Raw genomic sequence first — 22,688 nt, forward strand, 5'->3', positions numbered from 1 at the left:
TCACCGAGGCTACGTCGGCTTGAGGACGGTGACCCAGGTCCGTTCGGCGTCCGGCGCCGCACCGGCCGCCGCGACGGGGTAGCCGGCGAGCTCCCGGAACCGGTGCGGGGGCAGGTGGTCGCGGCCGGGATCCCCGACGAGCACGGTGGCGCCGCGGGCGGTGGCCCGTTCGATGAAGCCCATCATCCGGGACGCCATGGCGGGGCTGTAGAACACGTCACCGGCGAGGATCACGTCGGCGTCGCCGCCGTCGCCGCTGAGCATGTCGTCGCCACGCACGGCGACGTCGACGCCGTTGGCGCGGGCGTTGATCTCGACGGCGGCCAGCGCGTACGGATCGATGTCGTTGGCCGTCACCTCGGCCGCGCCGGCCAGGGCGGCGCCGATCGCGGCCAGGCCGGAACCGGACGCCACGTCGAGAACCCGCCGGCCGGCGACCAGGTTGCGATGATCGAGGACATAGCGGGTGACGGCCTGGCCGCCGAGCCACGCGTCGGCCCAGAACGGGGACGGCATCCGGTTGCCGACCTGCGCCTCCAGCCGGGCCCACAGCAGGATCGTGTCGTCGGCGAGGTGCAGCCGGACTTCCGGCACCAGAACCACCGGCACGAGGCGGATCCCGTCGCTACCGACCACCCCTGGAGCAACGACCACATCATGGACGGTGTCCTGGATGGTGACAGCCGGAATCGGCATGAATTCTCCTCGGTTCGCTGGATGTCCGCCGGCCCCGGAACTTTATGCGGCCTTTCTCCGACCTTACGCGACGCGGTTGGTGCTCTTCGTGCTACATTGACTCCGCTGCAGTTGGTTTTCCGAATACTTTGCCGCGCCTGGTGGGTATCAAACACCGGGCGCGTATTGGTATGGCCGGCATTGCCGGAGCAAGGTGATCGATGCGGTGACACGGAGGCCACGCAGTGTGGTTTCCATTGCCTTGCAAGGAGCAATACATTGTCTGTCGGTACGGTCAAGTGGTTCAACGCGGAAAAGGGTTTCGGCTTCATCACCCCGGACGGCGGCGGCGCTGACGTCTTCGCCCACTACTCCGCGATCGCGTCGAGCGGCTACCGCAGCCTCGACGAGAACCAGCGGGTCGAGTTCGACATCACCCAGGGTCCCAAGGGCCCGCAGGCGGCGAACATCCGCGCCCTCTGAGTGAACCGGACACCGCCCCAGTCACCCTGGGGCGGTGCCCATCCACCTGCTCAAGAGCGACCCCGATCGGGGGTCGCTTTTTTGTTTCCTAAAGTTCACCGGTGTGGTTGACATGCCTGAATGGTTGCCGGGTTGGTGCGTCGACCATTTGGGTGACCGGCCAGCCGGCGTGCTGTTCACGCTGCGGCAGATGTCGTCGGTGGTCGGGCTGCGGCTGGCCGGTGGGCGCGCCGTCGTGGTGAAAATGCGGGATGACGGGGGACGCGTGGCCGCGTGCGTCGACGCCCAGACGCGGCTGGCGGACCGGGGGTTCCCGTGCGCCCGACCGCTCACGCCCGCCGTGCGCGTGGGTCCGCTCGCCGTCCACGCCGAGGAGTACCGGCCGGGCGGTGACCCGCTCCCCGGCGACACGCCCGACGTCGCCGTCCGCTACGCGACCGTCTTCGCCCGCCTGATGGCGGAGCTGGCCGACCTGACGGTCGCGCCGCCGCTGCCCAACCCGCGCTGGGTCCGGTGGGACCACCCGGATCCCGGCCTGTGGCCGGCGTTCGACGAGGTGGACGGTCGCGACCAGAGCGCCGTGCCCGCGTACGTCGTCGACACGGCCGCCCGCGCCCGCCGGCGGCTGCTGGCCGCCGACCTGCCGTGCGTGCTGGGCCACGCCGACTTCGAGGCGCAGAACCTGCGCTGGCGCGACGGCGAGGTCTCGACCGTGCACGACTGGGACAGCCTCGCGTGGATGCCGGAGGCGGCGCTGGCGGGAGCGGCGAGCGGGGCGTTCGCCAGCGCCTCGCCGCCCACGCTCGCCCCGGTCGAGAGCTCCGTCGCGTTCCTCGCCGCCTACCAGGACCTGCGCGGACGCCGGTTCACCGACGAGGAGCACGAGATCGCGTGGGCGGCGAGCCTGTGGCCGGCGGCGCACAACGCCCGCTGGGAGGCCGTGCACGGCGACCCGCCGGTGTCGGGTGCCGCCGTCCGCGCGCAGGCCGCCGAGCGCCTGCGCCGGGCGAACGCCTAGATCGGGCCGCTGTACAGGGATTCGGCGTAGGCGCGTTTGGCCGCGGTGGTGCGATCGGAGCGCAGGTAGCGGGTCCAGGCATGATGCTCGTGCGCGACCGGGCCGAACTCCCAGACGCAGATCACCCCACGGTGGGACGTCTGCGGCAGCGGGCGGAACGGGCCGTCGTCCTTGACGTAGGTGGTCTCCCACATCTCGTTGTTGTCCCGCCAGGTGAACACCAGCAGCAGGTGGACGCGCTCGCCGCTGAGGTGGTGGATGACGAACCCGAGGTCGCCGGAGATCGGCAACCGGTCCGCGGCGACCTCGTCGGCGACGAGCGCGCGGGCCTCGTCGGCCACGGCCGGGTCGACGACCTGGTCGGGTCGGTGCAGGAGGTACCACTTCAGGTAGGCGTCGGGCAGTGTCAACGGGGGAGCGGGGGTCACCGTCTTCGTCACGTGCCGGTAGTCCGGGTCGACGACGTTGCCGACCGCCGAGAGGTCGACGGCACTCATGCGCGGGTGAACTCCATGACCCAGTTGGACTCCCACGTCTGCCCGCCGTCGGCGGAGAACTCCTGCTCCCACCGTGCCGACGTCGGCGTGATGTCCGACCAGATGAAGTGGGCCCTGACCGGCTTCCCGTCGTGGACGTCGTCGCCGTAGAAGTCGCCACGGAGTTCGCCGCCGTCGTCGGTGAACGTGCCGACGACCGGCGGGGAGAGCAGGCCCGTGCGGCTGCTGGCCCAGTGCAGCGACCACTCCTTCCGTTCGACGTCGAACAGGCGCAGCGTGAAGCCGCTGCTGTCGAGCGTCGGGAAGACGATCTCCTCGGTGTTGCCGCCGCCACCGAAGATCGGCCGGCACGTGGAGTGACCGGGAAACGTCACCCAGTCGTCGCTGCCGGCGAGCCGGGTCGTGAGCAGGCGGTTGGTCACGGTCCACGAGCCGATGAAGAAGTCGAAGTCGTTCATACCGGTGATCGTCGCGGGCTACCCCTGACATCTTCTGTCAGGGGTAGCTGGCACACTGCCGACGTGCGTGCGAGTCGGCTGCTGTCCCTGCTGTTGCTGCTACAGAACCGGGGGCGGCTCAGCGCGTCCCAACTGGCCGCGGAGCTGAACGTCACCGCCCGCACGGTCTACCGCGACGTCGAGGCGCTCGCGGCGGCCGGCGTGCCGATCTACGCCGAGCCCGGGCCCACCGGCGGCTACCAGCTCGTCGACGGCTACCGCACCCGGCTCACCGGGTTGACCGCCGACGAGGCGGAGTCGCTGTTCCTCACCGGCCTGCCGCAGCCGGCCGCCGAACTCGGCCTCGGCGCCCAGGTCGCCGCCGCCGAACTCAAGCTGATGGCGGCGCTGCCCACCTCCTACCGCGACGCGTCGGTGCGCATCCGGCAGCGGTTCCATCTCGACGCGCACGGCTGGTACCGGGAGCCGGAGGCCGTTCCGCACCTGCTCGCCGTCGCCGAGGCGCTCTGGCAGGACCGGGCCGTCGAGATCCGGTACCGGCGGTGGTCGCCCCGGCCGGGCACGGTCACCCGCCGGCTGCACCCGCTGGGGCTGGTCCTCAAGGCGGGTGTCTGGTACCTGGTGGCGACGGAAAAGGACCAGCCGCGCACCTACCGCGTCTCCTCGATCGAAGATCTGCGGATACTGCCCGACCACTTCACCCGGCCCGACGGCTTCGAGCTGGCCGCCGCCTGGCAGGCACACGTCGACCGGTACGAGCACTTCGACCACACCGACACCGACGCCAACGCCGTGGTTCGCCTGAGCCCCGACGCGATCGCCGCGCTGCCGCACATGCTCGGCCCGAAGGCCGCCCGCGCCGCGCTGCGCACGCTCACGCCGGACGGCCCCGACGGCTGGCAACGCGCCACGATCCCGATGGAGACGGTGCCCCACCTCGCCGACATCCTGCTGCGGCTCGGACCGGGCGTCCGGGCGGTCGCACCGGAGCGGCTCGTCGTCCACATGACCGAGACCGTCCACGCCATGGCCCGGCTCTACCCGTCGTCGGGCTCCTCGCGCAGTTCCAGGTAGGGCTCCTCGTCCTCCGGGTGCCCGGCGGCGATCGCCCGGCCGCGGTGCAGTTCGGCGTCGAACTCGGCACCGAGCAGCACCGCGACGTTCGACAACCAGAGCCAGACGAAGAACAGGATGATCCCGCCGAGCGTGCCGTACGCCTTGTTGTAGGAGCCGAAGTTGCTGGCGTACTGCGCGAACCCGAACGACGCCGCCATCCACACCACCACCGCGAGGATCCCGCCCGGGCTGATCCAACGGAAACCGCCCTGCCGGGCATTGGGGGAGGCCCAGTACAGCAGCGCGAGCATCAGGCCGACCAGCACCAGCAGCACCGGCCACTTGGCGATGCTCCACGCCGTCAACAGCGCGTCGCCCGCGCCGAGCGCGCGCCCGACGACCTCGGCGAGCCGGCCGGTGAAGACGACGATGACGATGCTCAGCACGAGCATCACGCCGATGACCGCGGTGACGCCGAGGCGGATCGGCACCGTCTTCCAGAGCGGCCGGCCCTCCGGCACGTCGTAGATGATGTTGGACGCGCTCATGAACGCCGCCACGTAGCCCGACGCCGACCAGAACGCGCCGAGGGCGCCGACCACGGCGAAGATCCCGGCCATGCCCTGCGCCTCGGTGAGGCTCCGCGCGCCGGCGTCCAGGATCTCCCGCGCGGGGGCGGGGGTCAGCGCCCGCACGTTGTCGAGCAACGGATCGATGGCCTGCTGGCCCAGCAGCCCGAGCACGGCGATCAGCACCAGCAGCCCGGGGAAGATCGACAGGAGCGTGTAGTACGTCAACGCGGCCGCCCAGTCGAACAGGTGGTCGCGGTCGAACTCCAGGATCGTCCGCACCAGCACCCGCCACCACGAGCGCGCGCCGAGATCGGACGGCTCCTCAGGCGGGCCGTGCGTCCCGGCCCGGCCGGTCTCCTCGGTCATGCATCTCAGTAGACGCGACGCAGGACGATCACCGTCTGGCCGGGGGCCTCGACAGCGGCGCCGGCCTTGATGCTGGCGGTGCGCTCGGGGCCGGCCAGCAGCGGGTCGGCGGTGTCGACCACGACCTGCCACGAGCGGCCGTACCGCTCGTCGGGCAGGGTGACCGCCGCCGCGTCCAGCAGGGGGTTGAACAGCAGCAGGAACGAGTCGTCGACGATCTGGTCGCCGAGCGCGTCGGGCTCGGGGATTCCCTCGCCGTTGAGGAACACGGTCAGCGTCCGGGCGTCGTCGGCGGTCCAGTCCCCGTCGGTCATGGGCTCGCCGTCGCCGCGGAACCAGGCGATGTCGGTGGCGCCGGAGTCGCCGACCGGGCGCCCGTCGAAGAAGCGGCGCCGGCGGAACAGCGGGTGCTCGGCGCGGAGCCGGATCAGGCCGGCGGTGAAGCGGGTCAACGGTTCCTCGTCGCGGGCCGCCGTCCAGTCGATCCAGCTGAGGTCGTTGTCCTGGCAGTAGACGTTGTTGTTGCCGCGCTGGGTGCGGCCGAGCTCGTCGCCGTGGCAGATCATGGGGACGCCCTGCGACAGCAGGAGCGTCGCGAGGAAGCTACGGACCCGCCGGCCGCGCAGCGCGACGATGTCGGCGTCGTCGGTCGGCCCTTCCGCACCGGTGTTCCAGGACCGGTTGTGGCTCTCGCCGTCGCGGTCGCCCTCGCCGTTGGCGTCGTTGTGCTTCTCGTTGTACGACACCAGATCGTGCAGGGTGAAGCCGTCGTGCGCGGTGATGAAATTGATGGACGCGATGGGGCGCCGGCCGTCGATCTCGTACAGATCGGGTGACCCCGTGAAGCGCGACGCGAACTCGCCGAGCACACCGGGTTCGCCGCGCCACAGGTCCCTGACGGTGTCGCGGTACTTGCCGTTCCACTCCGTCCACAGTGGAGGGAAGCCGCCCACCTGGTAGCCGCCGTCGCCGACGTCCCACGGCTCGGCGATCAGTTTCACCTGCGACACCACCGGGTCCTGGTTCACCAGGTCGAAGAACGCCGCGAGGCGGTCGACCTCGTGGAACTCGCGCGCAAGCGTGGCGGCGAGGTCGAAGCGGAACCCGTCGACGTGCATCTCGTTGACCCAGTACCGCAGCGAGTCCATGAGCAGCCGCAACGATTCGTGGTGGCGCACGTTGAGGCTGTTGCCGGTGCCGGTGGTGTCGTAGTAGAAGCGCTTGTCGTCGTCGACGAGCCGGTAGTACGCCGGGTTGTCGATGCCGCGGAACGACAGCGTGGGCCCGAGGTGGTTGCCCTCGGCGGTGTGGTTGTAGACGACGTCGAGGATGACCTCGATGCCGGCCCGGTGCAGGGCCTTCACCATCGCCTTGAACTCCTGCACCTGCCCGCCGTGGCCGTCGTCGCCGCCGAATGACGAGTACCCGTTGTGCGGTGCGAAGAACCCGATCGTGTTGTAGCCCCAGTAGTTCGACAGGCCCCGGTCGAGCAACCCTCCATCGTGGACGAACTGGTGCACGGGCATCAGCTCGACGGCGGTCACCCCGAGCCGCTTGAGATGGTCGATCATCACCGGATGCGCCAGGCCCGAGTACGTGCCCCGCACGTCCTCCGGTATCCGCGGGTGGTTGATGGTGAGACCCTTGACGTGCGCCTCGTAGATGACGGTCTGGTGGAACGGGATCCGCAGCGGCGTGTCATTCTCCCAGTCGAAGAACGGGCTGATGACGACCGAGCGCGGCGTGTACGGCGCGGAGTCGTCGTCGTTGACCGAGTCGGGGTCGCCGAACCGGTACGAGAACAGCGCCTCGTTCCACTCGACGGCCCCGTCGATCGCCTTCGCGTACGGGTCCAGGAGAAGCTTGTTGGGGTTGCACCGTAGCCCCGCGGCCGGATCGTACGGCCCGTGCACCCGGTAGCCGTACCGCTGCCCCGGCCCGACGCGGGGCAGGTAGCCGTGCCACACCAGGGCCTCGCGCTCGGGCAGGTCGATGCGGGTCTCCCGGCCCGAGTCGTCGAACAGGCACAGTTCCACCCGATCGGCGACCTCCGAGAAGAGTGCGAAGTTCGTGCCACCCCCGTCGTATGTCGCACCCAACGGATACGCGGAACCCGGCCATACCCTCACCATGGACGTCAAGTTACCGTGGGCGAGTGCGACCGGGACGCGATCGTCCGTATCATCACGCTGTGGGTCGCGACGACGATCGCCAATCCGAACTTTCCGACCGGGAGCGTCGCGCCGACGTGCGCGACGTCGAGGCCGATCAGCGCGACATCGACTTCGAACAACGGTCGACCGAGGCCAACGAGCGCGAGCGCGACCTTCGCCGGTGGTGGCGGGAGGCCGAGCTGCGCGACCGGCGGGCCGACCGGCGCGAGGCGGCCGCCGACGACCGCGAGCGCCGCGCCGACGAACGCGAGCAGCGCGCCGACGAGCGGGAACAGCTGGCCAACGGGCGGGAGAAGGCCGCCGACGACCGCGACAAGGCGGCCGACGCCCGCGACGACGCCGCCTACGAGCGGGAGATCAACGCCCAGCTACGCCAATGGGACGATCAGCGGTAGCCGTCCGCCGCACCGCCAGAACCGCGACGTCGTCGCTGGCCGGCCGGTCACCGAGCAGGACCGCCATGGCGGTGGCGCACATCTCGTCGGCCGACGTGCGGGGCAGCACGTCGGCCAACCGGTTGATCCCCACGGTGATCGACTCGCGGCGCCGCTCGACGAGCCCGTCGGTGTAGAGGAACAGGCAGGCGTCGGGCGGAAGGGTCGCGGTCGTGGTCCGTCGGGCCACTCCCGGATACGCGCCCAGCGGCGGGTCGGGCTTCACGTCGAGCCGTCCGATGGACCCGTCCGGTGCGGTGGTCAGCGGCGGGAGGTGCCCGGCGCTGGAGATGACCAGCGAGTCGTCGCGCGGGTCGAGCACGGCGTAGCAGACCGTGGCCATGGCGCCGGGTTCGAACAGCTGCACCTTGCGGTCGAGGCGGGTGAGCACCTCGGCCGGGTCGGGCGTCTCCAGCGCGTAGGCGCGCAGCGCGCTGCGGATGCGGCCCATCACGATGGCCGCGTGCAGGCCGTTGCCGGCGACGTCGCCGATGACGATGCCGACGTGACCCGACGGCAGCGCGAAGAGGTCGTACCAGTCACCGCCGACGCCGACCTCGGCACCGGGCACGTACCGGGCCGCCACGTCGAGCCCGGCGACCGCGGGCGGCCGCGACGGCAGCAGGCTGCGCTGCAGCGCCAGCGTGGTGGCCCGGTCGAGGCGGGACAGGCGGGCCTGGGTGGCCAGGCTGGCCCGGTCGGCGACCAGTTGCAGCAGCTCGACGTCGTCGGGGGTGAAGTGTCGCCGGTGCTGGGTGCCGACGTGCAGCACGCCGATGACCCGGCCGGCGCTGAACATCGGCACACCGAGGATCGACGAGACGTCGACACGGTCGGCGTGCTCGACGATCACCGGCTCGCCGCGGGCCGCGACGGTGCCGACGAAACCCTGACCGATCGGGAACCGCGCACCCTGCCGGACCTCCCGCTCCAGGCCGCTGGCGGCGGTGGCGACAAGTTCGGTGCCGGAGGAGTCGAGCAGGAGGACGGCCGCGGTGTCGGCCGACAACAGGTCACGGGTGCGTTCGAGCAGCTCGTCGAGCAGGTCCTCGAGGCCGAGCTGGGAAAGCGCCGCGTCGGTGACCGTCTGCAACCGGCGCAGCTTCTCCTCGCTCATCGACAGGTCTGTGTTCACCGCGCGGTATCGGACAGGTACTGCCAGACACCGGTCATTTCGAGCAGCTCCCGCACCAGGCCGCTCGCACCGGTCACCCGAAGTGTCTTCCCCATCTCGTCGGCCCGCCGGCGGGCCGTGACGAGGATGTTGATTCCGGCGGAGTCGATGAACAGCACGTCGGTGAGGTCGAGGTCGACGGTGCCCGCGTCGCCGGCGAGCTGCTCGGCCAGGTGACGCTCCAGCTCGTCGGCGTTGGACAGGTCGATGTCGCCGCTCACCGCAGTGGTCACGGTCTCCAGCACCCGGTGGCTGGACAACGTCAACTCCACACCGCCCCCCTCTCCCCGCCGCATCGCGATGGCACAGACTCTAGTCCCGGCCGGGCCCTGTGCGCGCGCGCCGGCCAGGGGATCGAGTTAAGCTGCGCACGGTGAACGCCGCAGTGAACGAGATCCCCGGTGACGAGGGTGGTCTCACCGTTCCCGGGCAACCCGAGGGGTCCTGGCGGGTGACCGCTCCGGAGCTCGCGGAACTGCGGCACCACGTCAACGACGCCGCCCGCCGGGCCGGCCTCGACGCCGACCGGGCCGACCGGTACACGTTCGCCGTCAACGAGATCGTCATCAACGCCATCCAGCACGGCGGCGGCACCGCCGAGGTGGCGATCTCCGCGGCCGCCGGCTCGGTGACGGTCACCGTCGTCGACCGGGGCCCCGGCTGGAACAGGGACATTCCGCACGATCTGCCGCCGCCGGACCGGACCCACGGCCGCGGGCTGTGGCTCGCCACCCGGATGTGCGACGACCTCACGATCAACAGCTCGTCGAACGGCACGACGATCACCCTGCGGGTCGTCGCCCAGGCGAACTGATTGCGCCATGAAATGAAGCGTGATTCACTTCTTTAGTGCCGTACCGGCAGACCGCGTCCACCAGGAAGAACGCCGAGAACAAGCGCGACGGCCTGCTCCGCGCCGCCCGTTCGCTGGTCGCCTCCGGCGGGTTCGCGGCGGCCACCGTCGCCGCGGTCGCCACGCGGGGGCAGGTCAGCGTCGGCTCCGTCTACTCGTACTTCGACAGCCGCGACGGGCTGCTGGCCGAGGTGTTCCGCAGCGCGGCGGGTCACGAGATCGACGTCGTGCGGGCGGCCGTGACCGGCACCGACCGGCCGGCCACCGACCGCCTCGCCGCCCTGATCCGGACGTTCGGCGGCCGGGCGCTGCAGGGCCGGCGGATGGCCTGGGCGCTGCTGTTCGAACCGGTGAACCCGGCCGTGGAGGTCGAACGGCTCACGTACCGCCGCTTCTACACCGACCTGGGCGAGGAGATCATCCGCGCCGGCCTGGCTGACGGCGATTTCGTGCCGCAGGACGCGCGGCTCGCCGCGTCGGCCGTGATGGGTGCCGTCTCCGAGGCGCTCATCGGATGGCTCCGCCCCGACAGCCCCGAACCGGCGCCCGGCACGCTCGACGAGATCGAGCGGTTCTGCTTCCGGGCGCTGGGCGTTCCGGTCCACGACCGTGAGGAGACGCCGTGAGCATGACGCACGAGGTCGGCAACCAGGCACCGGCGCGAACCGGGCTGAACGAGTACCTGACCAACACCGCGCTGGTCGAGGCCGTCAAGCGGTACGACGCGCAGTGGGCCACCGGCCATCTCGGCGAGGTCGGCGCGCTCGTCGGCCGGGAGGACTTCCAACGGGACGCGGAGCTGGCCAACACGCATCCGCCGGTCTTCGCCAGCCACGACCGGTGGGGGAACCGGGTCGACGCGGTCGACTTCCACCCGGCCTACCACCGGGTGATCGCCGCGGCGATCGAGCACGGCGCGCACACCAGTTGCTGGGCCGAGCCGCGCGCCGGCGGCCACGTCGCCCGGGCCGCGACGTTCATGCTGTTCGGCCAGGTGGAGCCGGGCCACGGCTGCCCGGTCAGCATGACCCACGCGGTGGTGCCGTCGCTGCGGTACGACGCCGGCCTGGCCGACTTCTGGCTGCCGCGGGTCTACTCGCGGAACTACGATCCGCAGTTGCGCGATCCGCAGACCAAGGAGTCGGCCATCTTCGGCATGGCGATGACCGAGAAGCAGGGCGGCTCCGACGTGCGCGCCAATACCACGCGCGCGGTCGACGCGGGTGACGGCACGTGGCTGCTCACCGGTCACAAATGGTTCTGTTCCGCCCCGCAGTCCGACGCGTTCCTGGTGCTCGCCCAGACACCGGCCGGCCTGTCGTGCTTCCTCGTCCCGCGGGTGCTGCCCGGCGGCGGGCGCAACGTCTTCCGGATCCAGCGCCTGAAGGACAAGCTGGGCAACCGGTCCAACGCCTCGTCGGAGATCGAGCTCGACGGAACCACCGGCCGGCTGCTCGGCGAGGAGGGCCGCGGGGTGCGCACCATCATCGAGATGGTCACCCAGACCCGGCTCGACTGCATCCTCGGCAGCACCGCGGGCATGCGGCAGGCGGTCGCCGAGGCGGCCTGGCACGTCCGGCACCGTCACGCGTTCGGCCGGCTCCTGATCGACCAGCCCGCGATGACCGCGGTGATCGCCGATCTCCAGCTCGAGGCCGAGGCCGCCACGTGGACGGCGATGCGGCTCGCGGCCGCCTACGAGAACGACGACCGCGAGTCGGTCGCGTTCCGCCGGTTGGCCACCGCGGTCGCCAAGTACTGGATCTGCAAGCGCGGGCCGAACCACGCCTACGAGGCGCTCGAATGCCTGGGCGGCAACGGCTACACCGAGGGCTTCCCGCTCGCCCGCCGGTACCGCGAGCAGCCGCTGATGGCGATCTGGGAGGGGTCCGGCAACGTGATCGCGCTGGACGTCCTGCGCGCCATGGCCCGCGAACCCGAATCGGTACAGGCCGTCGAGCGGGAGATCGCCTCGGCGCTGGGCGTGCACCGCGCCTTCGATGCCCACGTCACGATGACCCGCGCGCTCCTCGGCCGGGTCGCGGCGGACCCGTCGGCGGCTGCCGGGACGGCGCGCCGCGTCGTCGAGGCGCTTGCCCTCGCGCTGCAGGCCGCCGTGCTGATCCGCGAGGCCCCGGCGCCCGTGGCGGACGCGTTCGTCGCCGGCCGGCTGGGCGCGGACCGCACGTTCGAGTACGGCACCCTGGACCCCGGCCTCGACCTGGCCGCGCTCGCCGGCCGCGCGTGAGTGCCGTCAGCGGGCCGGCAGCGTGGCCCAGGTGACCTTGCCGTCGGCGGTGGGTGTGCAGCCCCAGCGGGTGGCGAGCGTGTCGACCAGCAGGAGGCCGCGTCCGGAGAGGATCTCCGGGCCGACCCGGCCGACGAGGCGCGCCGGCTCGGGGGACCGGTCGCTGACGGCGAGACGCAGAACGCGCGCGAAGTGGGAGACCACCAGGTGGCCCGGCGTGCGGGCGTGCCGGACGACGTTCGCCATCAGCTCCGCGACGATGATCTCGGCGGGCGTCGAGGTGTCCGGCAGCCGCCAGGTGCGGCAGGCGTCGGTGACGAGGACCCGGGCCAGGACGACGGACCCCGGCACCGGTGGGTAGGTCTTCGACACCCGCGACGGCAGGGTCCGCTGCGCGACGCGCCGGTGGCCGTCCGCCAGGCTGGCGCAGATGATCACCAGTCGGTCGATGCCGGACCGGTGCGCCGCCGCCGCGATCGCCGCGGACGGCGCGCAGAGCAGCACCGGGATCGACGGCCAGCCGGCCGCGTGCCGGGCGGCGGCGGCCAGCGCGGTCAGGTGGATTTCAGCGGCGACGGTGAGCCGCTCGGCGTCGATCAGGACGGCCCGCGGCTGCGCGGCCAGGCACTTCAGCACCGCCGCCCGCAGGATCGCGGTGCCGGCCAGGTCGAGTTCACCCCCGACGGTGATGACGGCGACGGGTGAGGTGGCGTCGAAGGTACATTTCATTTCCTAGCCTCCGAGCAGCCCGAACACCCCGGCGGTCTCCAGTGCCTGGCGGGCCGTGCCGACCGCGCCGTACGCCCGGAAAGTGATGCCGTGCGATGTCGCGCGGTTACGGGCGGCGAGCAGGACCCCGATGCCGACGGTGTCGAGCAACCGTACCTCGCCGAGATGGACGTCGATCCGTTCCGGCTTGCCGGCCGTCAACGCCTCCGTGAGTGCGTGGAACACCGCGTCGGCGGTGACGGCGACCAGGTCACCGACGACGACCGCCCGGACGGCCCGATCGCCGTCGGGCTCCACCCGCACGTCGAACGTGGGGGTCGGCCGAACCCGTCGGTGCGCCACGCACTCCGGATACCCGCCGTCGGCGGATCGAACACCCCGCGCACGTGCCGACAGTTGCGCGGGCGCGACCGTCCGAATTGGACTGTCCATTGAGGACGGTGGCATGCCGTCACCCGTTCGGGTGACCGTCGGCGTTCCGGTAGTACTCCTCGGGCACGGGTTCGAGCCAGGTGGTCGGGTCGCCGCCGTCGGGCCTGGCCTCCAGCATGGCGAGGTGGCTCATGAACGTGCCGGCGGCCGCGCCGTGCCAGTGGTCCTCGTCGGGCGGGCAGACGACGGTTTCGCCGGCGTGGATGCGGAACACGGTGCCGTCGCGGGTGCCGACCAGCCCGACGCCCTCGGTGACGTGCAGCGTCTGCCCGACGGCGTGGGAGTGCCAGTTGGTGCGGGCGCCCGGGGTGAACCGCACCAGCGCGACGGTCAACCGCGACGGGCCGGTGCCGGCGAAGATCGGGGTCATGTAGACGTCGCCGGTGAATCTCTCCGCCGGCATCTTGGCGGTGGGTGCGACAGGTTTCAATTCCACGGTGCCCAGATTACGGGGCCGGTCACTACGCTGAGCGTCTATGGCGCACGGGGTGATCGTCGTCGGGATCGACGGCTCGGCCACCTCACTGCGGGCGGCCGCGTACGCCGTGGGTCTGGCCCGGCGTCAGGACTCGCGCGTGGTGGCGGTCTACGTGCGGCCGTCGGCGAGCGGCATGCTGTCGATCGCCGACCCGTTCGGGGTCACGGTCGCGGCGGCGATGGCGGCGCAGAACGACGTCGAGACGGAGTTCCGGGCCGCGATCCAGCGCGAACGCGCGCTCAACGACCTCGACCTGGAACTCCTCGTCCGCTACGGCGACCCGTTCACCGAGCTGTCCCGGGCGGCGGTCGAGCTGCGGGCCGACGCGGTGGTCGTCGGCCGGTCGGTGAGCGCGCTGCACCGGCTCACCGGGTCGGTCGCCGTGCGGCTGGTCCGGTCCGGGCACTGGCCGGTGATCGTCGTCCCGTAGACGACCTATCCGAGGGCGGAGCCGGAACCGCCGAACCGCTGGCGGAGTTCGCGCTTGAGCAGCTTGCCCGACGGGTTCTTCGGCAGCGCCTCGATCAGGTGGACGGTCTTCGGCACCTTGTGCGCCGCGAGGCGTTCCCTGGCGAACGCGATGAGCTCGTCCGGCGTCACCTCGCCGCGCGGAACCACGACGGCCGCGATCGCCTCGATCCAGCGCGGGTCGGGCAGCCCGACCACGGCGACCTCCGCGACCGCCGGATGCGCGTACAGGGCGTCCTCGACCTCGCGCGAGGCCACCAGCACCCCGCCCGTGTTGACGACGTCCTTGATCCGGTCGACGACGAACAGGTACCCGTCGGAGTCGACGCGCACCAGGTCACCGGAGTGGAACCAGCCGCCGGCGAACGCCTCCGCGGTCTCCTCGGGCTTGCCCCAGTAGCCGCGGCACAGCTGCGGCGACCGGTAGACGACCTCGCCGAGGGACACGTCGTTCATGTCGGAGTCGACGACCCGGGCCTCGACGAACAGCACCGGCCGGCCGATCGAGTCGGGCCGGGCGGCGTGCTCCTCCGGCCGCAGCACGGTGGCCAGCGGCCCGATCTCGGACTGGCCGAAGCAGTTGTAGAAACCCACCTGCGGCAGCAGCTTCTGCCACTTCTCCAGCACCGGCACCGGCATGATCGACGCGCCGTAGTAGGCGCGGCGCAGGCTGCTGAGGTCGGCGTCGGCGACACCGGGATGGTTGCCCAGCCCGACCCAGACCGTGGGCGGGAAGAACAACGAGGTGATGCCGTCGCGCGGCACCCGGCGCAGGATCTCGTCGGCGACCGGCGCCTCCAGCAGGTGGTTGGTCGTCCCGACAGCCAGCCCGGGCATGAGGAACACGTGCATCTGCGCGGAGTGGTACAGCGGCAGCGCGTGCAGCGGCACGTCGTCGGGGCGCAGGTCGAGCGCGGCGATGCAGGAGGCGTACTCGTGGACGAGGGCCCGGTGGGTGAGCATCGCGCCCTTCGGCTGCGACGTCGTGCCGCTGGTGTAGAGCAACTGCACGAGATCGTCGTCGGCCACGCCGGTCTCGCGGTGCACCACGCCGTCGCCGGTCGCCCAGGCGAGCACCTCGTCGAACGTTCGCGACCCGCCGAGGTTCAGCGCGTCGACGTGCGTCCGCAGGGCCTGGTCGCTGAAGACCGCCGCCGGCTCGGACTGCGTCAACAGGTACGCGAGTTCCGCGCCGAACGTATTGAAATTCACGGGGACGTGCACCAGCCCGGCCCGCGCGCACCCGAGGAACAGCAGCAGGTACGCGTCGGAGTTCTTCCCGTACGCCGCCACCCGGTCACCGTGCGAGAGCCCCAGCGCGAGCAGCCCCGCCGCGACCCGCCCGGTGGCCCTGTCCAGCTCGCGGTACGTCCAGGACCGGTCGCCGAACGTCAACGCGACCCGGTCCGGCGTCCGTCGCGCGCTGCGCTCCACGATCTGTCCGACGGTGCTGGCGAAGACCGGTGGTTCCATGGTGTTCCCTCTGTTCGGCGGTCAGGGGTCGGGTTTCTCGGTCTGGAAGATATCGGGAATGCCGTCGGCGTCGAGGTCGAGTTCCTCGGTGGTGCGGATGTCGCGGTAGCGCCGGTTGCGGATCCGCAGGACGACGCCGGCGAGCAGGGCGGCCAGCAGCGAGCCCAGCAGGATGCCGAGTTTGGCCTGGTCGTTGCGGACGTCGCCGGTGCCGAACGCGAGCTCGCCGATGAGCAGCGACACGGTGAAGCCCATCCCGGCCAGCAGGGACAGGCCGAAGACGTCCCACCAGCCCAGGTCGCTCGACAACTGGGCCCGGGTGAACCGCTGCGTCGCCCACGTCGCGCCGAGCACGCCGACGGTCTTGCCGACCACCAGCGCGACGACCACCGCCACGGTGACCGGCGTGGCCAGCGTCTCCACCAGCGGCCCGGTGCCGAGGACCGTGACGCCGGCGGCGAAGAACGCGAAGACCGGCACCGCGACGCCGGCCGACACCGGGCGCCACCGGTGCTCCAGCCGGGCGGCCGTCGTGCCGTCGCCGCGCACCGGCACGACGAAGCCGAGGAGGACGCCGGCGACCGTGGCGTGTACGCCCGATTCGTGCACGAGCACCCAGGTCGCGAGCGCCGGGACGAGCAGCAGCCACCGCCACCGGAACCGGGTGCGCAGGCCGAGCGAGAACAGCGCCAGCGGCACCATGGCGAGCGCCAGCGGCAGCAGGTTCAGGTCGTCGGTGTAGACGACGCCGATCACGATGATGCCGAGCAGGTCGTCGACGACGGCCAGGGTCAGCAGGAAGGTCCGCAGGGCGGCCGGCAGGTGGGTGCTGATCACGGCGAGGACGGCCAGCGCGAACGCGATGTCGGTGGCGACCGGGATGGCCCAGCCGGCCAGGGAGTCGCCGGCGCCGCGGGCGGTGACGACGGCGACGTAGATCAGCGCCGGTGCGATCATCCCGCCGACGGCGGCGGCCACCGGCAGGGCCGCGCGACGCGGGTCGCGCAGGTCGCCGGCGACGAACTCGCGCTTGAGTTCCAGGCCGGCGACGAAGAAGAAGATCGCGAGGAGACCGTCGGCGGACCACTCGGCCAGCGTCAGGTCGAGGTGCCAGGCGGCCGGACCGACGCGGGTGCCGCTCAGCGTGTGGTAGGCCGCGCGCCACGGCGAGTTCGCCCAGGCCAGAGCCACCATGGCCGCGACGAGCAGGAGGACACCGCCGACGGACTCGGTGCGCAGGATGTCACCGACGCGGCTGACCTCCGGCCAGCTCCCCCGGGAGAGGAGGTGACGGAACGGACGGGGCGGCATACGGCTCCTCGGGACGGCACGGCGACGACATCGCCGACCAGACTTCCCGGCACACCGTCCCCTACCTTACGTGCCCGTCGGGGGATCGTGGGGAAGTGTCACCGTGCGTCCCCAGAAGCCGCGGATCTCGGCCAGCGCGCGTTCGAAGTCGTCGAGGTCGATCGGCTTCGTGACGTAGGCGTTGGCGTGCGCGCCGTAGCTGGTCACCACGTCGTCGGCGGCGGCCGAGGTGGTGAACACGACCACCGGGATGGCCTTGAGGCTGTCGTCGGCCTTGATCTCGGCGAGGACCTGCCGGCCGTCGACGCGGGGCATGTTGAGGTCGAGCAGGATCAGGTCCGGGCGCGGCGCGTCCGGGTAGGGGTCCTCCCGGCGCAGGAACGCCAACGCCTCGACCCCGTCGGCGACGTGGTGAAGGTCGCTCGCGAGGTCCTGGCTCGCGAAGGCGTCGGTGACCAACGCGACGTCGGCGACGTCGTCCTCCACCAGCAGCACCCGCAGCGGTTGCGACATGTTCACGGAGGACACCGTACATATCGGCTGTGGGAGACTGCCGGGATGTTCAGCCGTGACGGTGACGTGTCGTCGGAGGCGGTCGAGGCGTTGCTGGCGGCGAGCCGGGCGCTGGTCGGCATCGCGGCACGGTCGGTCGCCGACGTCGATTCCGACGTGACGCTGCCGCAGTACCGGGCGCTCGTCGTGCTCGCCTCGCGGGGGCCGCAGAAGGTCGCCGACATCGCCGTCGAACTCGGCGTCGCGCCGTCGACGGGTACCCGGATGTGCGACCGGTTGATCCGCAAGGGTCTCGTCGGCCGGGAGCGGTCGTCGGCCGACCGCCGGGTGGTCCGGTTGACGCTGACCGCCGCCGGGCGGCACCTGGTGGACCGGGTGATGCGCTACCGGCGGCGGGAGCTGGCGGCCGTCGTCGCGGCGACGGCGGAGGTGTGGCATCCCGCGGTCGCGCCGGCGCTGCGGGCGTTCGCCGCCGCGGCCGGCGACGTGCCTGAGCAGGACTGGTGGCTCGGCTGGCCGGCCGCGCCCGAAGAGGTCGTCTCGGACGAGGTCGCCTGAGACCGAACCGGACCGTTGCACACTGCATGGATTAGGGTGGCGCTTGTGGAAACCCATCGCGTCGAGATTCTGATGGTCGACGACGACATCGGTGACATCGAGTTCACCCGCGACGTGCTGGCCGACCACCGGATCGCGAACCGCATGACGGTCCTCACCGACGGCAACAGCGCGTGGCACTACCTGCGGCGTGACCCGCCGTACGCGGAGGCGGCCCGGCCCGACCTGCTGTTGCTCGACCTCAACCTGCCGGGCATCGACGGCCTGACCCTCCTCGATCTCATCCGCGCCGACGACGCGCTCCGCGACCTGCGGGTCGCCGTGCTGACGACCGCTCCGGTCGACGAGTCGATCCTGCGCCGGCGCGGCGTACCCGCACACTGCTACCTGCTCAAACCGGTCGACTTCGAGCGCCTGGTCGAGGTGGTCCGGCAGGTCGACGAGTTCCACCTGCAGGTCGAACGTCGGGCCTAGCCTGCTTGATCGGACACGCGGCCGGAATTCAGGTGGATGCGGTCGTCGGCGATGTCGATGACGCGTTGGTCGTGGGTCGCCACCAGCACCAGCGTGCCCGCCCGGGCGGCCGTGACCAGCGCGTCCAGGATCAGGCCCACGTGCTCGTCGTCCTGGTGGCCGGTCGGCTCGTCGAGCACCGCGACCGCCGGGCGCAGCACGAGTGCCCGGGCCAGCGCGGTGCGCTGCTGCTCGCCCAGCGACGTCGCGCCCGCCGGGCGGTCGGCGATGCCGTCGAGTCCGAGACGGGCGAGCAGGTCCGGGTCGTCGGGGCGGCCGCGGAGCCGGGCCGGGAGGCTGGCGTTCTCGGCGACGGTCATCTCGGCCGACAGGGCCAGCCGCTGCGGCAGCAGCGACGTCACAGCCCAGTCGTCGACGCGGTGCGCCGGCTCGCCGGCGACCAGCACCTCCCCGGTGCTCGGGCGCATGACGCCGGCCACGAGGTGGCACAGGGTCGACTTGCCCGACCCGGACCGCCCGGCCAGCACCGCGACGCGGGAGCCGTCGAGCCGCAGGTCCACGTCCCGCAGGATCGTCGTGTGCGTCACCGCTCTCACCCGCAGCAGGCTCATGACGGGTCTCCGGGCGGGTGCAGTTCCAGGTGCCCGTCGCGAATCCGGAACACGGCGCGGCCGTCCGGGAACATCGGCAGCGCCTCGTCGGGGATCTGGACGCGGCCGAGCGGGTCGATGGCCGTCTCCTGCGCGCGGCCGGCGTCGCGGGTCCCGCTGAGCACGCCGCGACGCAGGTGCAGCACCGTGTCGGCGCGGGCGACCGCCCGGGCGTCGTGGGTGGCCAGCACGACGCCGGTGCCCGCGTCGGCGCACTGCCGCAGCCGCGACAGCACGAGGTCGGCGGTCTCGTCGTCGAGTTCCGCGGTCGGTTCGTCGGCGACGATCAGCAGCGGCGGCCCGACGCTCGCGGCGGCGACCGCGAGTCGCTGCTGCTCACCGCCGGAGAGCGCCGGCACCCGGGCCGCGGCCCGCGCGACGAGGTCCACGGAGCCGAGCACGCCCGCCGGGTCGGCCGGCACGCCGCGCATCCGGGCCGCCTGGACGATCTGGTCGCTCGCGACGAGCTGCGGGTGGAGGCTGTGCGTGGGGCGCTGGGCGATCCAGCCGATCTCGCGTTGCCGGATCCGGTGCAGGTCGCGCCGGCGCAGCGTCGCCACCGGCCGGCCGCGCCAGCGCAACTCGCCGCCGGCCGGCCGCTCCCGCAGCGCGAGGATCGCCAGCAGGCTCGACTTGCCGCTGCCCGACGGCCCGGTGATCGCCACCATCCGGCCGGCCCGGATCGACACGTCGACGCCGCGCAGCGCCTGGGTCGCGCCGGTCGGCGCCGGGTACAGCTGCAGCAGTTCGGCCCCGATCAGCAGGACCTCCTCAGTCGCCGGCACGGTACGCCTCCTCCTCGCGGGTCCGGGCCCGCAGCAGCGCCAGCCCGGTCGCGGCCGCCGTGGCCACGACGGCGACCGCCAGCGGTCCCAGAACCGCCTCCGGCGGAACGGTGAACCGCATCGCCGGCACCAGCGTGCGGTCCTCGTCGAGCAGCCGGGCGGCCAGCGGCGCCAGTACCGCCAGGCCGGCGACCGCACCGGCCAGCGCGGCCGCGACGAGCACCGCCAGCTCGGCCGCCCGCGCGGCGACCACCCGCCGGCGGCCGACCCCGACGCGGGCCAGCATGAGATCGGCCGGCCGGGCCGCCGACGCCGTCCGTTCGCTGAACACGCACAGCGCGACGACGGCCAGCAACGCCAGGTACGCGGCGACCGACAACTGGTACCCGCGGGTCCGGTCGGCGGCGATGATGCCGGGGTTCTGCCGCGCCTGCGCGGCGGTGGTCACCCGCTCGGGCTGGACGCCCCGACCGGCGAGCACCTCGTCGATCCCCGCGGTGCCGGCCGACGACCACAGGTACGTGCGCACCAGGAGCCCGCCGGTCATGGTCACGCTCTCCCGCAGCCGGGGGTCGTACCGGCCGAGATGCGTGAACAGGACCAGATCGGGAACGACGATCATCGGCCGGTCGCCGAGGCCCGGAAACGCGGGCAGGTGCGCCACGACGTCCAGCCGCCCCTGCCACGGGCCGAGGTCGACCGGCACGTCGTCGACGCCGGCGAGCGCCGGGTCACCGACGACAATCGCCGGTACCGGCCGGCCCGGCACCGCCGTCGCCGGATCGACCGCCGCCAGCCGCCGCACCGCCCGACGCGCGGCGGCCAGGTCGGTGCCGCGCCCCCAGGACGCCACGCCGGGGAACCGGCCCGGATCGATCGCGACCACGTCGCGCGTGCCGTGGTCGAGCGTCGTGTCGGCGTCGATGCGCCAGACGAACGTGGCGTGCGGGGGCAGCGGCGGGGTGCGCAGGCCGGGCACTAGACCCTCGCCCGCCGGCGGGCCGTCCGGCGGCGGTGGCGGGTCGGGGTCGAGCGGCCACGAGCCGGGAAGCTGCGCCACCGCCTCGGCCCCCGCCCGCACGGCGACGCGGTCGTCGGTGGCGACCGCCACGGCGTCCATCGCGCAGAGGGCGAACGCGAGCATGCCGAAGCCCGCGGTCAGCACCATCACCGTGAGCGCCCGCTCCCCGCCGGCGGCCAACCGCCGCCGGACCAGCCAGGGCACGATCCGCGGCGGGCTCCCTCCGCGTGGCCGGCGGCGCAGCGCCGCGAGCCGCACCAGCAGCATGCCGGTCAGCACGCCCGTGGCCGCGAGCACCAGCAGGGGCACCGCCCGGTCGATGCCACGGGCCTGGGCCGACCCCCACAGTCCCACCGTGGAGACCGCGGCCGCGACCACCACGAGCAGCCCCCACGGCCGCGGTCGGGAGGGCGCGGCGGGCGGCGCCGGGCGCACCCGCCGCGCCGCCGTCACGGCGGCGACTCCGGCCGCGGCCAACGATCCGGTGACGCCGATCAGCGCGGCCGCCGCGGCGGCGGGGACCAGCGACGCGCCGGTGACCGCGCCGGGCGGACCCCACCGGACGAGCAGCCCCCACGCCGCGGCCCACCCCGCCGCACCGGCGACGACGGCGGGACCGAGGTGCTCCACGAACCACAGCCCGCCGACGGACAGCGGCGGGACGCCCGTACCCACCACGTGCCGCAGTTCCACCGCCCGACGGCGCACGGACAGCAGCCCGACCGCCAGCACCGAGACGAGCCCGACGGCGATCGCGGCCCACTCCACCGTCCGCATGCGGGCCTCCACGCCGTCGGCCACGCTTGTGGCCTCGTCGGCGACGCGGCCGATCCCGCTGATCACGTGCGGGGTGACGACCGAGGGCGCGCCGGCGGTGACCTGCTGGGCGGTGCGGATCCGCAGCCGCTCGATCTCCCGTGCCGTCCGCCGGGCGCCGGCCAGGGTGGTGCCGGGCGCGAGGTCGGCGTCGGCCCACCACAGGATGCGGTCACCGGTGTCGGCGGCCAGGCGTTCGACGGTCGCCACGTCGGCGAGCACGAGGAACGCCGACAGCGTCTTCGCGGTCGGGTCGGCGGGCAGGCTCGAACGCTGGGACGCCCACGAGCGTCCACCATCGGGGTCGGCGGGCAGGCGGCCGGTCGTCGCGTAGACGCCCGCGACGCGGACCTCCGCGCCGCGTTGCGCGCCGGCGAACGTCACCGTGAACGTGACCCGGTCGCCCGCCGTCGCGCCGAGGTCGTCGGCCAGCGGCTGCGGGAGCCACACCCCGTCGCCGCCGGCGGCGGCCACGGGCACGACGGCCCTCGCCGGGTCCTCGACGGCGAACAGCCGGGCGGGCTCCGCGCGTCCCCGAATCGACACCACCGAATTCCACGGTGCCTGGCCGGCGAGCTCGGCACCGACCGAGCCGCCGCCCAGCCGCGGCCCGGTGAGGTTCGGGATCGCCCGCAGGTCGCGGACGGCCTGCTGCTGGTCGGCGCTGCGGGGGGACGACGAGGTGCTCAGCCGCACGACGGCGGCCTCGCTCTGCGCGGCGGTCGGCGGCACCGCCGCGAGCCGCTCGGCGAACACCGCGTTGCCCGAGGCCTCGTTGTGGACCGGTGCCGACGCCGCCGCGAGCGACGCCACCGCGAACGCCGCGAGCACGAGGACCGCCCAGGCACCCTGGCGGACCCAGCCGGTGGCGGCGGCCTTGAGCAACGGCGAACGCACAGCGTCTCCTCGCATTTCCCGCCGGCCGGTGGCGGTCTACAGCATGCACCGGCGGGGGTGCCGCGCGGTCCTCGT

26 protein-coding genes are annotated in these 22,688 nt (G+C 72.7%); 10 read left to right on the top strand and 16 right to left on the bottom strand.

Going from position 1 to position 22,688, the window contains the following annotated elements:
• Positions 1 to 9: 9 nt before the first annotated feature.
• Positions 10 to 696: a class I SAM-dependent methyltransferase gene (locus tag Vau01_RS33530; RefSeq protein WP_204001038.1), complete on the bottom strand. Its 687-nt coding sequence runs from the start codon at positions 694 to 696 to the stop codon at positions 10 to 12.
• A gap of 258 nt (positions 697 to 954) precedes the next feature.
• Here Vau01_RS33530 and Vau01_RS33535 point away from each other — a divergent pair, with 258 nt between their 5' ends.
• Both Vau01_RS33535 and Vau01_RS33540 read left to right on the top strand, forming a co-directional pair.
• Positions 955 to 1,158, top strand: a complete 204-nt coding sequence (locus Vau01_RS33535) for a cold-shock protein (RefSeq protein ID WP_204001040.1) — start codon at positions 955 to 957, stop codon at positions 1,156 to 1,158.
• 112 nt (positions 1,159 to 1,270) lie between these two features.
• Positions 1,271 to 2,176, top strand: coding sequence for a protein kinase family protein (locus Vau01_RS33540; protein WP_204001041.1), 906 nt, complete (start codon positions 1,271 to 1,273; stop codon positions 2,174 to 2,176).
• On the opposite strand, the gene Vau01_RS33545 is transcribed toward Vau01_RS33540, so the two are convergent.
• Together Vau01_RS33545 and Vau01_RS33550 are read right to left on the bottom strand one after the other, a co-directional pair.
• On the bottom strand, positions 2,173 to 2,673 hold the full coding sequence (locus tag Vau01_RS33545; protein WP_204001043.1) for a hypothetical protein: 501 nt from the start codon (positions 2,671 to 2,673) through the stop codon (positions 2,173 to 2,175). The two genes, Vau01_RS33540 and Vau01_RS33545, sit on opposite strands and share 4 nt — an antisense overlap.
• Positions 2,670 to 3,131: a hypothetical protein gene (locus tag Vau01_RS33550; protein WP_204001044.1), complete on the bottom strand. Its 462-nt coding sequence runs from the start codon at positions 3,129 to 3,131 to the stop codon at positions 2,670 to 2,672. Before Vau01_RS33550 ends, Vau01_RS33545 begins: the two co-directional genes overlap by 4 nt.
• Before the next feature lie 63 nt (positions 3,132 to 3,194).
• On the opposite strand from Vau01_RS33550, the gene Vau01_RS33555 reads away from it, so the two are divergent.
• Entirely contained in the window at positions 3,195 to 4,205 is a 1,011-nt protein-coding gene (locus Vau01_RS33555; RefSeq protein WP_204001045.1) for a helix-turn-helix transcriptional regulator, read from the top strand.
• Here the strand turns inward: Vau01_RS33555 and Vau01_RS33560 are convergent.
• Both Vau01_RS33560 and glgX read right to left on the bottom strand, forming a co-directional pair.
• Positions 4,169 to 5,125 (bottom strand): YihY/virulence factor BrkB family protein, encoded by a 957-nt coding sequence (locus Vau01_RS33560; protein ID WP_204001048.1) that lies wholly within the window; start codon positions 5,123 to 5,125, stop codon positions 4,169 to 4,171. The genes Vau01_RS33555 and Vau01_RS33560 overlap by 37 nt on opposite strands.
• Positions 5,126 to 5,130: 5 nt before the next feature.
• Positions 5,131 to 7,254 carry a glycogen debranching protein GlgX gene (glgX, locus tag Vau01_RS33565; protein ID WP_204001507.1) on the bottom strand — a complete coding sequence of 708 codons (2,124 nt, stop codon included), beginning with the start codon at positions 7,252 to 7,254 and terminating at the stop codon, positions 5,131 to 5,133.
• A 62-nt stretch (positions 7,255 to 7,316) separates the two neighbouring features.
• Here glgX and Vau01_RS33570 point away from each other — a divergent pair, with 62 nt between their 5' ends.
• Positions 7,317 to 7,694 carry a hypothetical protein gene (locus Vau01_RS33570; RefSeq protein ID WP_204001051.1) on the top strand — a complete coding sequence of 126 codons (378 nt, stop codon included), beginning with the start codon at positions 7,317 to 7,319 and terminating at the stop codon, positions 7,692 to 7,694.
• Here the strand turns inward: Vau01_RS33570 and Vau01_RS33575 are convergent.
• Together Vau01_RS33575 and Vau01_RS33580 are read right to left on the bottom strand one after the other, a co-directional pair.
• Complete coding sequence (locus tag Vau01_RS33575) at positions 7,657 to 8,868, bottom strand: PP2C family protein-serine/threonine phosphatase (protein WP_239152054.1); 1,212 nt, start codon at positions 8,866 to 8,868, stop codon at positions 7,657 to 7,659. The genes Vau01_RS33570 and Vau01_RS33575 overlap by 38 nt on opposite strands.
• Positions 8,865 to 9,179: an STAS domain-containing protein gene (locus tag Vau01_RS33580; protein ID WP_204001053.1), complete on the bottom strand. Its 315-nt coding sequence runs from the start codon at positions 9,177 to 9,179 to the stop codon at positions 8,865 to 8,867. The genes Vau01_RS33575 and Vau01_RS33580 overlap by 4 nt, the downstream gene beginning before the upstream one ends.
• A 101-nt stretch (positions 9,180 to 9,280) precedes the next feature.
• On the opposite strand from Vau01_RS33580, the gene Vau01_RS33585 reads away from it, so the two are divergent.
• Genes Vau01_RS33585 through Vau01_RS33595 form a run of 3 tightly spaced genes read left to right on the top strand, consistent with a single transcriptional unit; the run spans position 9,281 to position 12,008 of the window.
• On the top strand, positions 9,281 to 9,721 hold the full coding sequence (locus tag Vau01_RS33585) for an ATP-binding protein (RefSeq protein ID WP_204001055.1): 441 nt from the start codon (positions 9,281 to 9,283) through the stop codon (positions 9,719 to 9,721).
• A 35-nt stretch (positions 9,722 to 9,756) separates the two neighbouring features.
• Positions 9,757 to 10,386: a TetR/AcrR family transcriptional regulator gene (locus Vau01_RS33590; RefSeq protein ID WP_204001057.1), complete on the top strand. Its 630-nt coding sequence runs from the start codon at positions 9,757 to 9,759 to the stop codon at positions 10,384 to 10,386.
• 2 nt (positions 10,387 to 10,388) lie between these two features.
• A complete protein-coding gene (locus Vau01_RS33595) occupies positions 10,389 to 12,008 on the top strand; it encodes an acyl-CoA dehydrogenase family protein (protein WP_204001521.1) in 1,620 nt (539 codons plus the stop codon).
• A 6-nt stretch (positions 12,009 to 12,014) separates the two neighbouring features.
• On the opposite strand, the gene Vau01_RS33600 is transcribed toward Vau01_RS33595, so the two are convergent.
• The 3 genes from Vau01_RS33600 to Vau01_RS33610 all read right to left on the bottom strand — a co-directional run bounded on the left by Vau01_RS33600 (position 12,015) and on the right by Vau01_RS33610 (position 13,605).
• A complete protein-coding gene (locus Vau01_RS33600) occupies positions 12,015 to 12,737 on the bottom strand; it encodes an ATP-binding protein (RefSeq protein WP_204001059.1) in 723 nt (240 codons plus the stop codon).
• 3 nt (positions 12,738 to 12,740) lie between these two features.
• Positions 12,741 to 13,079 carry an STAS domain-containing protein gene (locus tag Vau01_RS33605; protein ID WP_204001061.1) on the bottom strand — a complete coding sequence of 113 codons (339 nt, stop codon included), beginning with the start codon at positions 13,077 to 13,079 and terminating at the stop codon, positions 12,741 to 12,743.
• 109 nt (positions 13,080 to 13,188) lie between these two features.
• A complete protein-coding gene (locus tag Vau01_RS33610) occupies positions 13,189 to 13,605 on the bottom strand; it encodes a (R)-mandelonitrile lyase (protein ID WP_204001063.1) in 417 nt (138 codons plus the stop codon).
• Between the two features lie 40 nt (positions 13,606 to 13,645).
• On the opposite strand from Vau01_RS33610, the gene Vau01_RS33615 reads away from it, so the two are divergent.
• On the top strand, positions 13,646 to 14,077 hold the full coding sequence (locus tag Vau01_RS33615) for a universal stress protein (RefSeq protein ID WP_204001064.1): 432 nt from the start codon (positions 13,646 to 13,648) through the stop codon (positions 14,075 to 14,077).
• Positions 14,078 to 14,082: 5 nt separating this feature from the next.
• On the opposite strand, the gene Vau01_RS33620 is transcribed toward Vau01_RS33615, so the two are convergent.
• The 3 genes from Vau01_RS33620 to Vau01_RS33630 form a co-directional block, all read right to left on the bottom strand.
• The gene (locus Vau01_RS33620; RefSeq protein WP_204001066.1) at positions 14,083 to 15,588 is read right to left on the bottom strand and encodes a fatty acyl-CoA synthetase; all 1,506 of its coding nucleotides are present in this window, start codon (positions 15,586 to 15,588) and stop codon (positions 14,083 to 14,085) included.
• Positions 15,589 to 15,609: 21 nt separating this feature from the next.
• The gene (gene nhaA / locus Vau01_RS33625) at positions 15,610 to 16,899 is read right to left on the bottom strand and encodes a Na+/H+ antiporter NhaA (protein ID WP_204001068.1); all 1,290 of its coding nucleotides are present in this window, start codon (positions 16,897 to 16,899) and stop codon (positions 15,610 to 15,612) included.
• 66 nt (positions 16,900 to 16,965) lie between these two features.
• Positions 16,966 to 17,412 (bottom strand): response regulator, encoded by a 447-nt coding sequence (locus Vau01_RS33630; RefSeq protein WP_204001524.1) that lies wholly within the window; start codon positions 17,410 to 17,412, stop codon positions 16,966 to 16,968.
• Between the two features lie 45 nt (positions 17,413 to 17,457).
• Between Vau01_RS33630 and Vau01_RS33635 the strand changes: the two genes are divergently transcribed.
• Entirely contained in the window at positions 17,458 to 17,970 is a 513-nt protein-coding gene (locus tag Vau01_RS33635; RefSeq protein ID WP_204001070.1) for a MarR family winged helix-turn-helix transcriptional regulator, read from the top strand.
• Between the two features lie 45 nt (positions 17,971 to 18,015).
• Positions 18,016 to 18,444 carry a response regulator gene (locus Vau01_RS33640; protein WP_204001072.1) on the top strand — a complete coding sequence of 143 codons (429 nt, stop codon included), beginning with the start codon at positions 18,016 to 18,018 and terminating at the stop codon, positions 18,442 to 18,444.
• Here Vau01_RS33640 and Vau01_RS33645 read toward each other — a convergent pair.
• Genes Vau01_RS33645 through Vau01_RS33655 form a run of 3 tightly spaced genes read right to left on the bottom strand, consistent with a single transcriptional unit; the run spans position 18,441 to position 22,613 of the window.
• Positions 18,441 to 19,055, bottom strand: coding sequence for an ATP-binding cassette domain-containing protein (locus tag Vau01_RS33645; RefSeq protein WP_204001074.1), 615 nt, complete (start codon positions 19,053 to 19,055; stop codon positions 18,441 to 18,443). The two genes, Vau01_RS33640 and Vau01_RS33645, sit on opposite strands and share 4 nt — an antisense overlap.
• The gene (locus Vau01_RS33650; protein WP_204001076.1) at positions 19,052 to 19,879 is read right to left on the bottom strand and encodes an ABC transporter ATP-binding protein; all 828 of its coding nucleotides are present in this window, start codon (positions 19,877 to 19,879) and stop codon (positions 19,052 to 19,054) included. Before Vau01_RS33650 ends, Vau01_RS33645 begins: the two co-directional genes overlap by 4 nt.
• Complete coding sequence (locus Vau01_RS33655) at positions 19,866 to 22,613, bottom strand: hypothetical protein (RefSeq protein WP_204001078.1); 2,748 nt, start codon at positions 22,611 to 22,613, stop codon at positions 19,866 to 19,868. The genes Vau01_RS33650 and Vau01_RS33655 overlap by 14 nt, the downstream gene beginning before the upstream one ends.
• Positions 22,614 to 22,688: the final 75 nt, after the last annotated feature.

The organism is Virgisporangium aurantiacum, from assembly GCF_016863635.1.
Lineage (GTDB): Bacteria > Actinomycetota > Actinomycetes > Mycobacteriales > Micromonosporaceae > Virgisporangium > Virgisporangium aurantiacum.

Coding starts and splice junctions, on each gene's coding strand:
- Vau01_RS33530 (WP_204001038.1), bottom strand. CDS start 696: ATGCCGATTCCGGCTGTCACCATCCAGGACACCGTCCATGATGTGGTC.
- Vau01_RS33540 (WP_204001041.1), top strand. CDS start 1,271: ATGCCTGAATGGTTGCCGGGTTGGTGCGTCGACCATTTGGGTGACCGG.
- Vau01_RS33545 (WP_204001043.1), bottom strand. CDS start 2,673: ATGAGTGCCGTCGACCTCTCGGCGGTCGGCAACGTCGTCGACCCGGAC.
- Vau01_RS33550 (WP_204001044.1), bottom strand. CDS start 3,131: ATGAACGACTTCGACTTCTTCATCGGCTCGTGGACCGTGACCAACCGC.
- Vau01_RS33560 (WP_204001048.1), bottom strand. CDS start 5,125: ATGACCGAGGAGACCGGCCGGGCCGGGACGCACGGCCCGCCTGAGGAG.
- Vau01_RS33595 (WP_204001521.1), top strand. CDS start 10,389: ATGACGCACGAGGTCGGCAACCAGGCACCGGCGCGAACCGGGCTGAAC.
- Vau01_RS33600 (WP_204001059.1), bottom strand. CDS start 12,737: ATGAAATGTACCTTCGACGCCACCTCACCCGTCGCCGTCATCACCGTC.
- Vau01_RS33615 (WP_204001064.1), top strand. CDS start 13,646: ATGGCGCACGGGGTGATCGTCGTCGGGATCGACGGCTCGGCCACCTCA.
- Vau01_RS33620 (WP_204001066.1), bottom strand. CDS start 15,588: ATGGAACCACCGGTCTTCGCCAGCACCGTCGGACAGATCGTGGAGCGC.
- nhaA (WP_204001068.1), bottom strand. CDS start 16,899: ATGCCGCCCCGTCCGTTCCGTCACCTCCTCTCCCGGGGGAGCTGGCCG.
- Vau01_RS33630 (WP_204001524.1), bottom strand. CDS start 17,412: ATGTCGCAACCGCTGCGGGTGCTGCTGGTGGAGGACGACGTCGCCGAC.
- Vau01_RS33635 (WP_204001070.1), top strand. CDS start 17,458: ATGTTCAGCCGTGACGGTGACGTGTCGTCGGAGGCGGTCGAGGCGTTG.
- Vau01_RS33645 (WP_204001074.1), bottom strand. CDS start 19,055: ATGAGCCTGCTGCGGGTGAGAGCGGTGACGCACACGACGATCCTGCGG.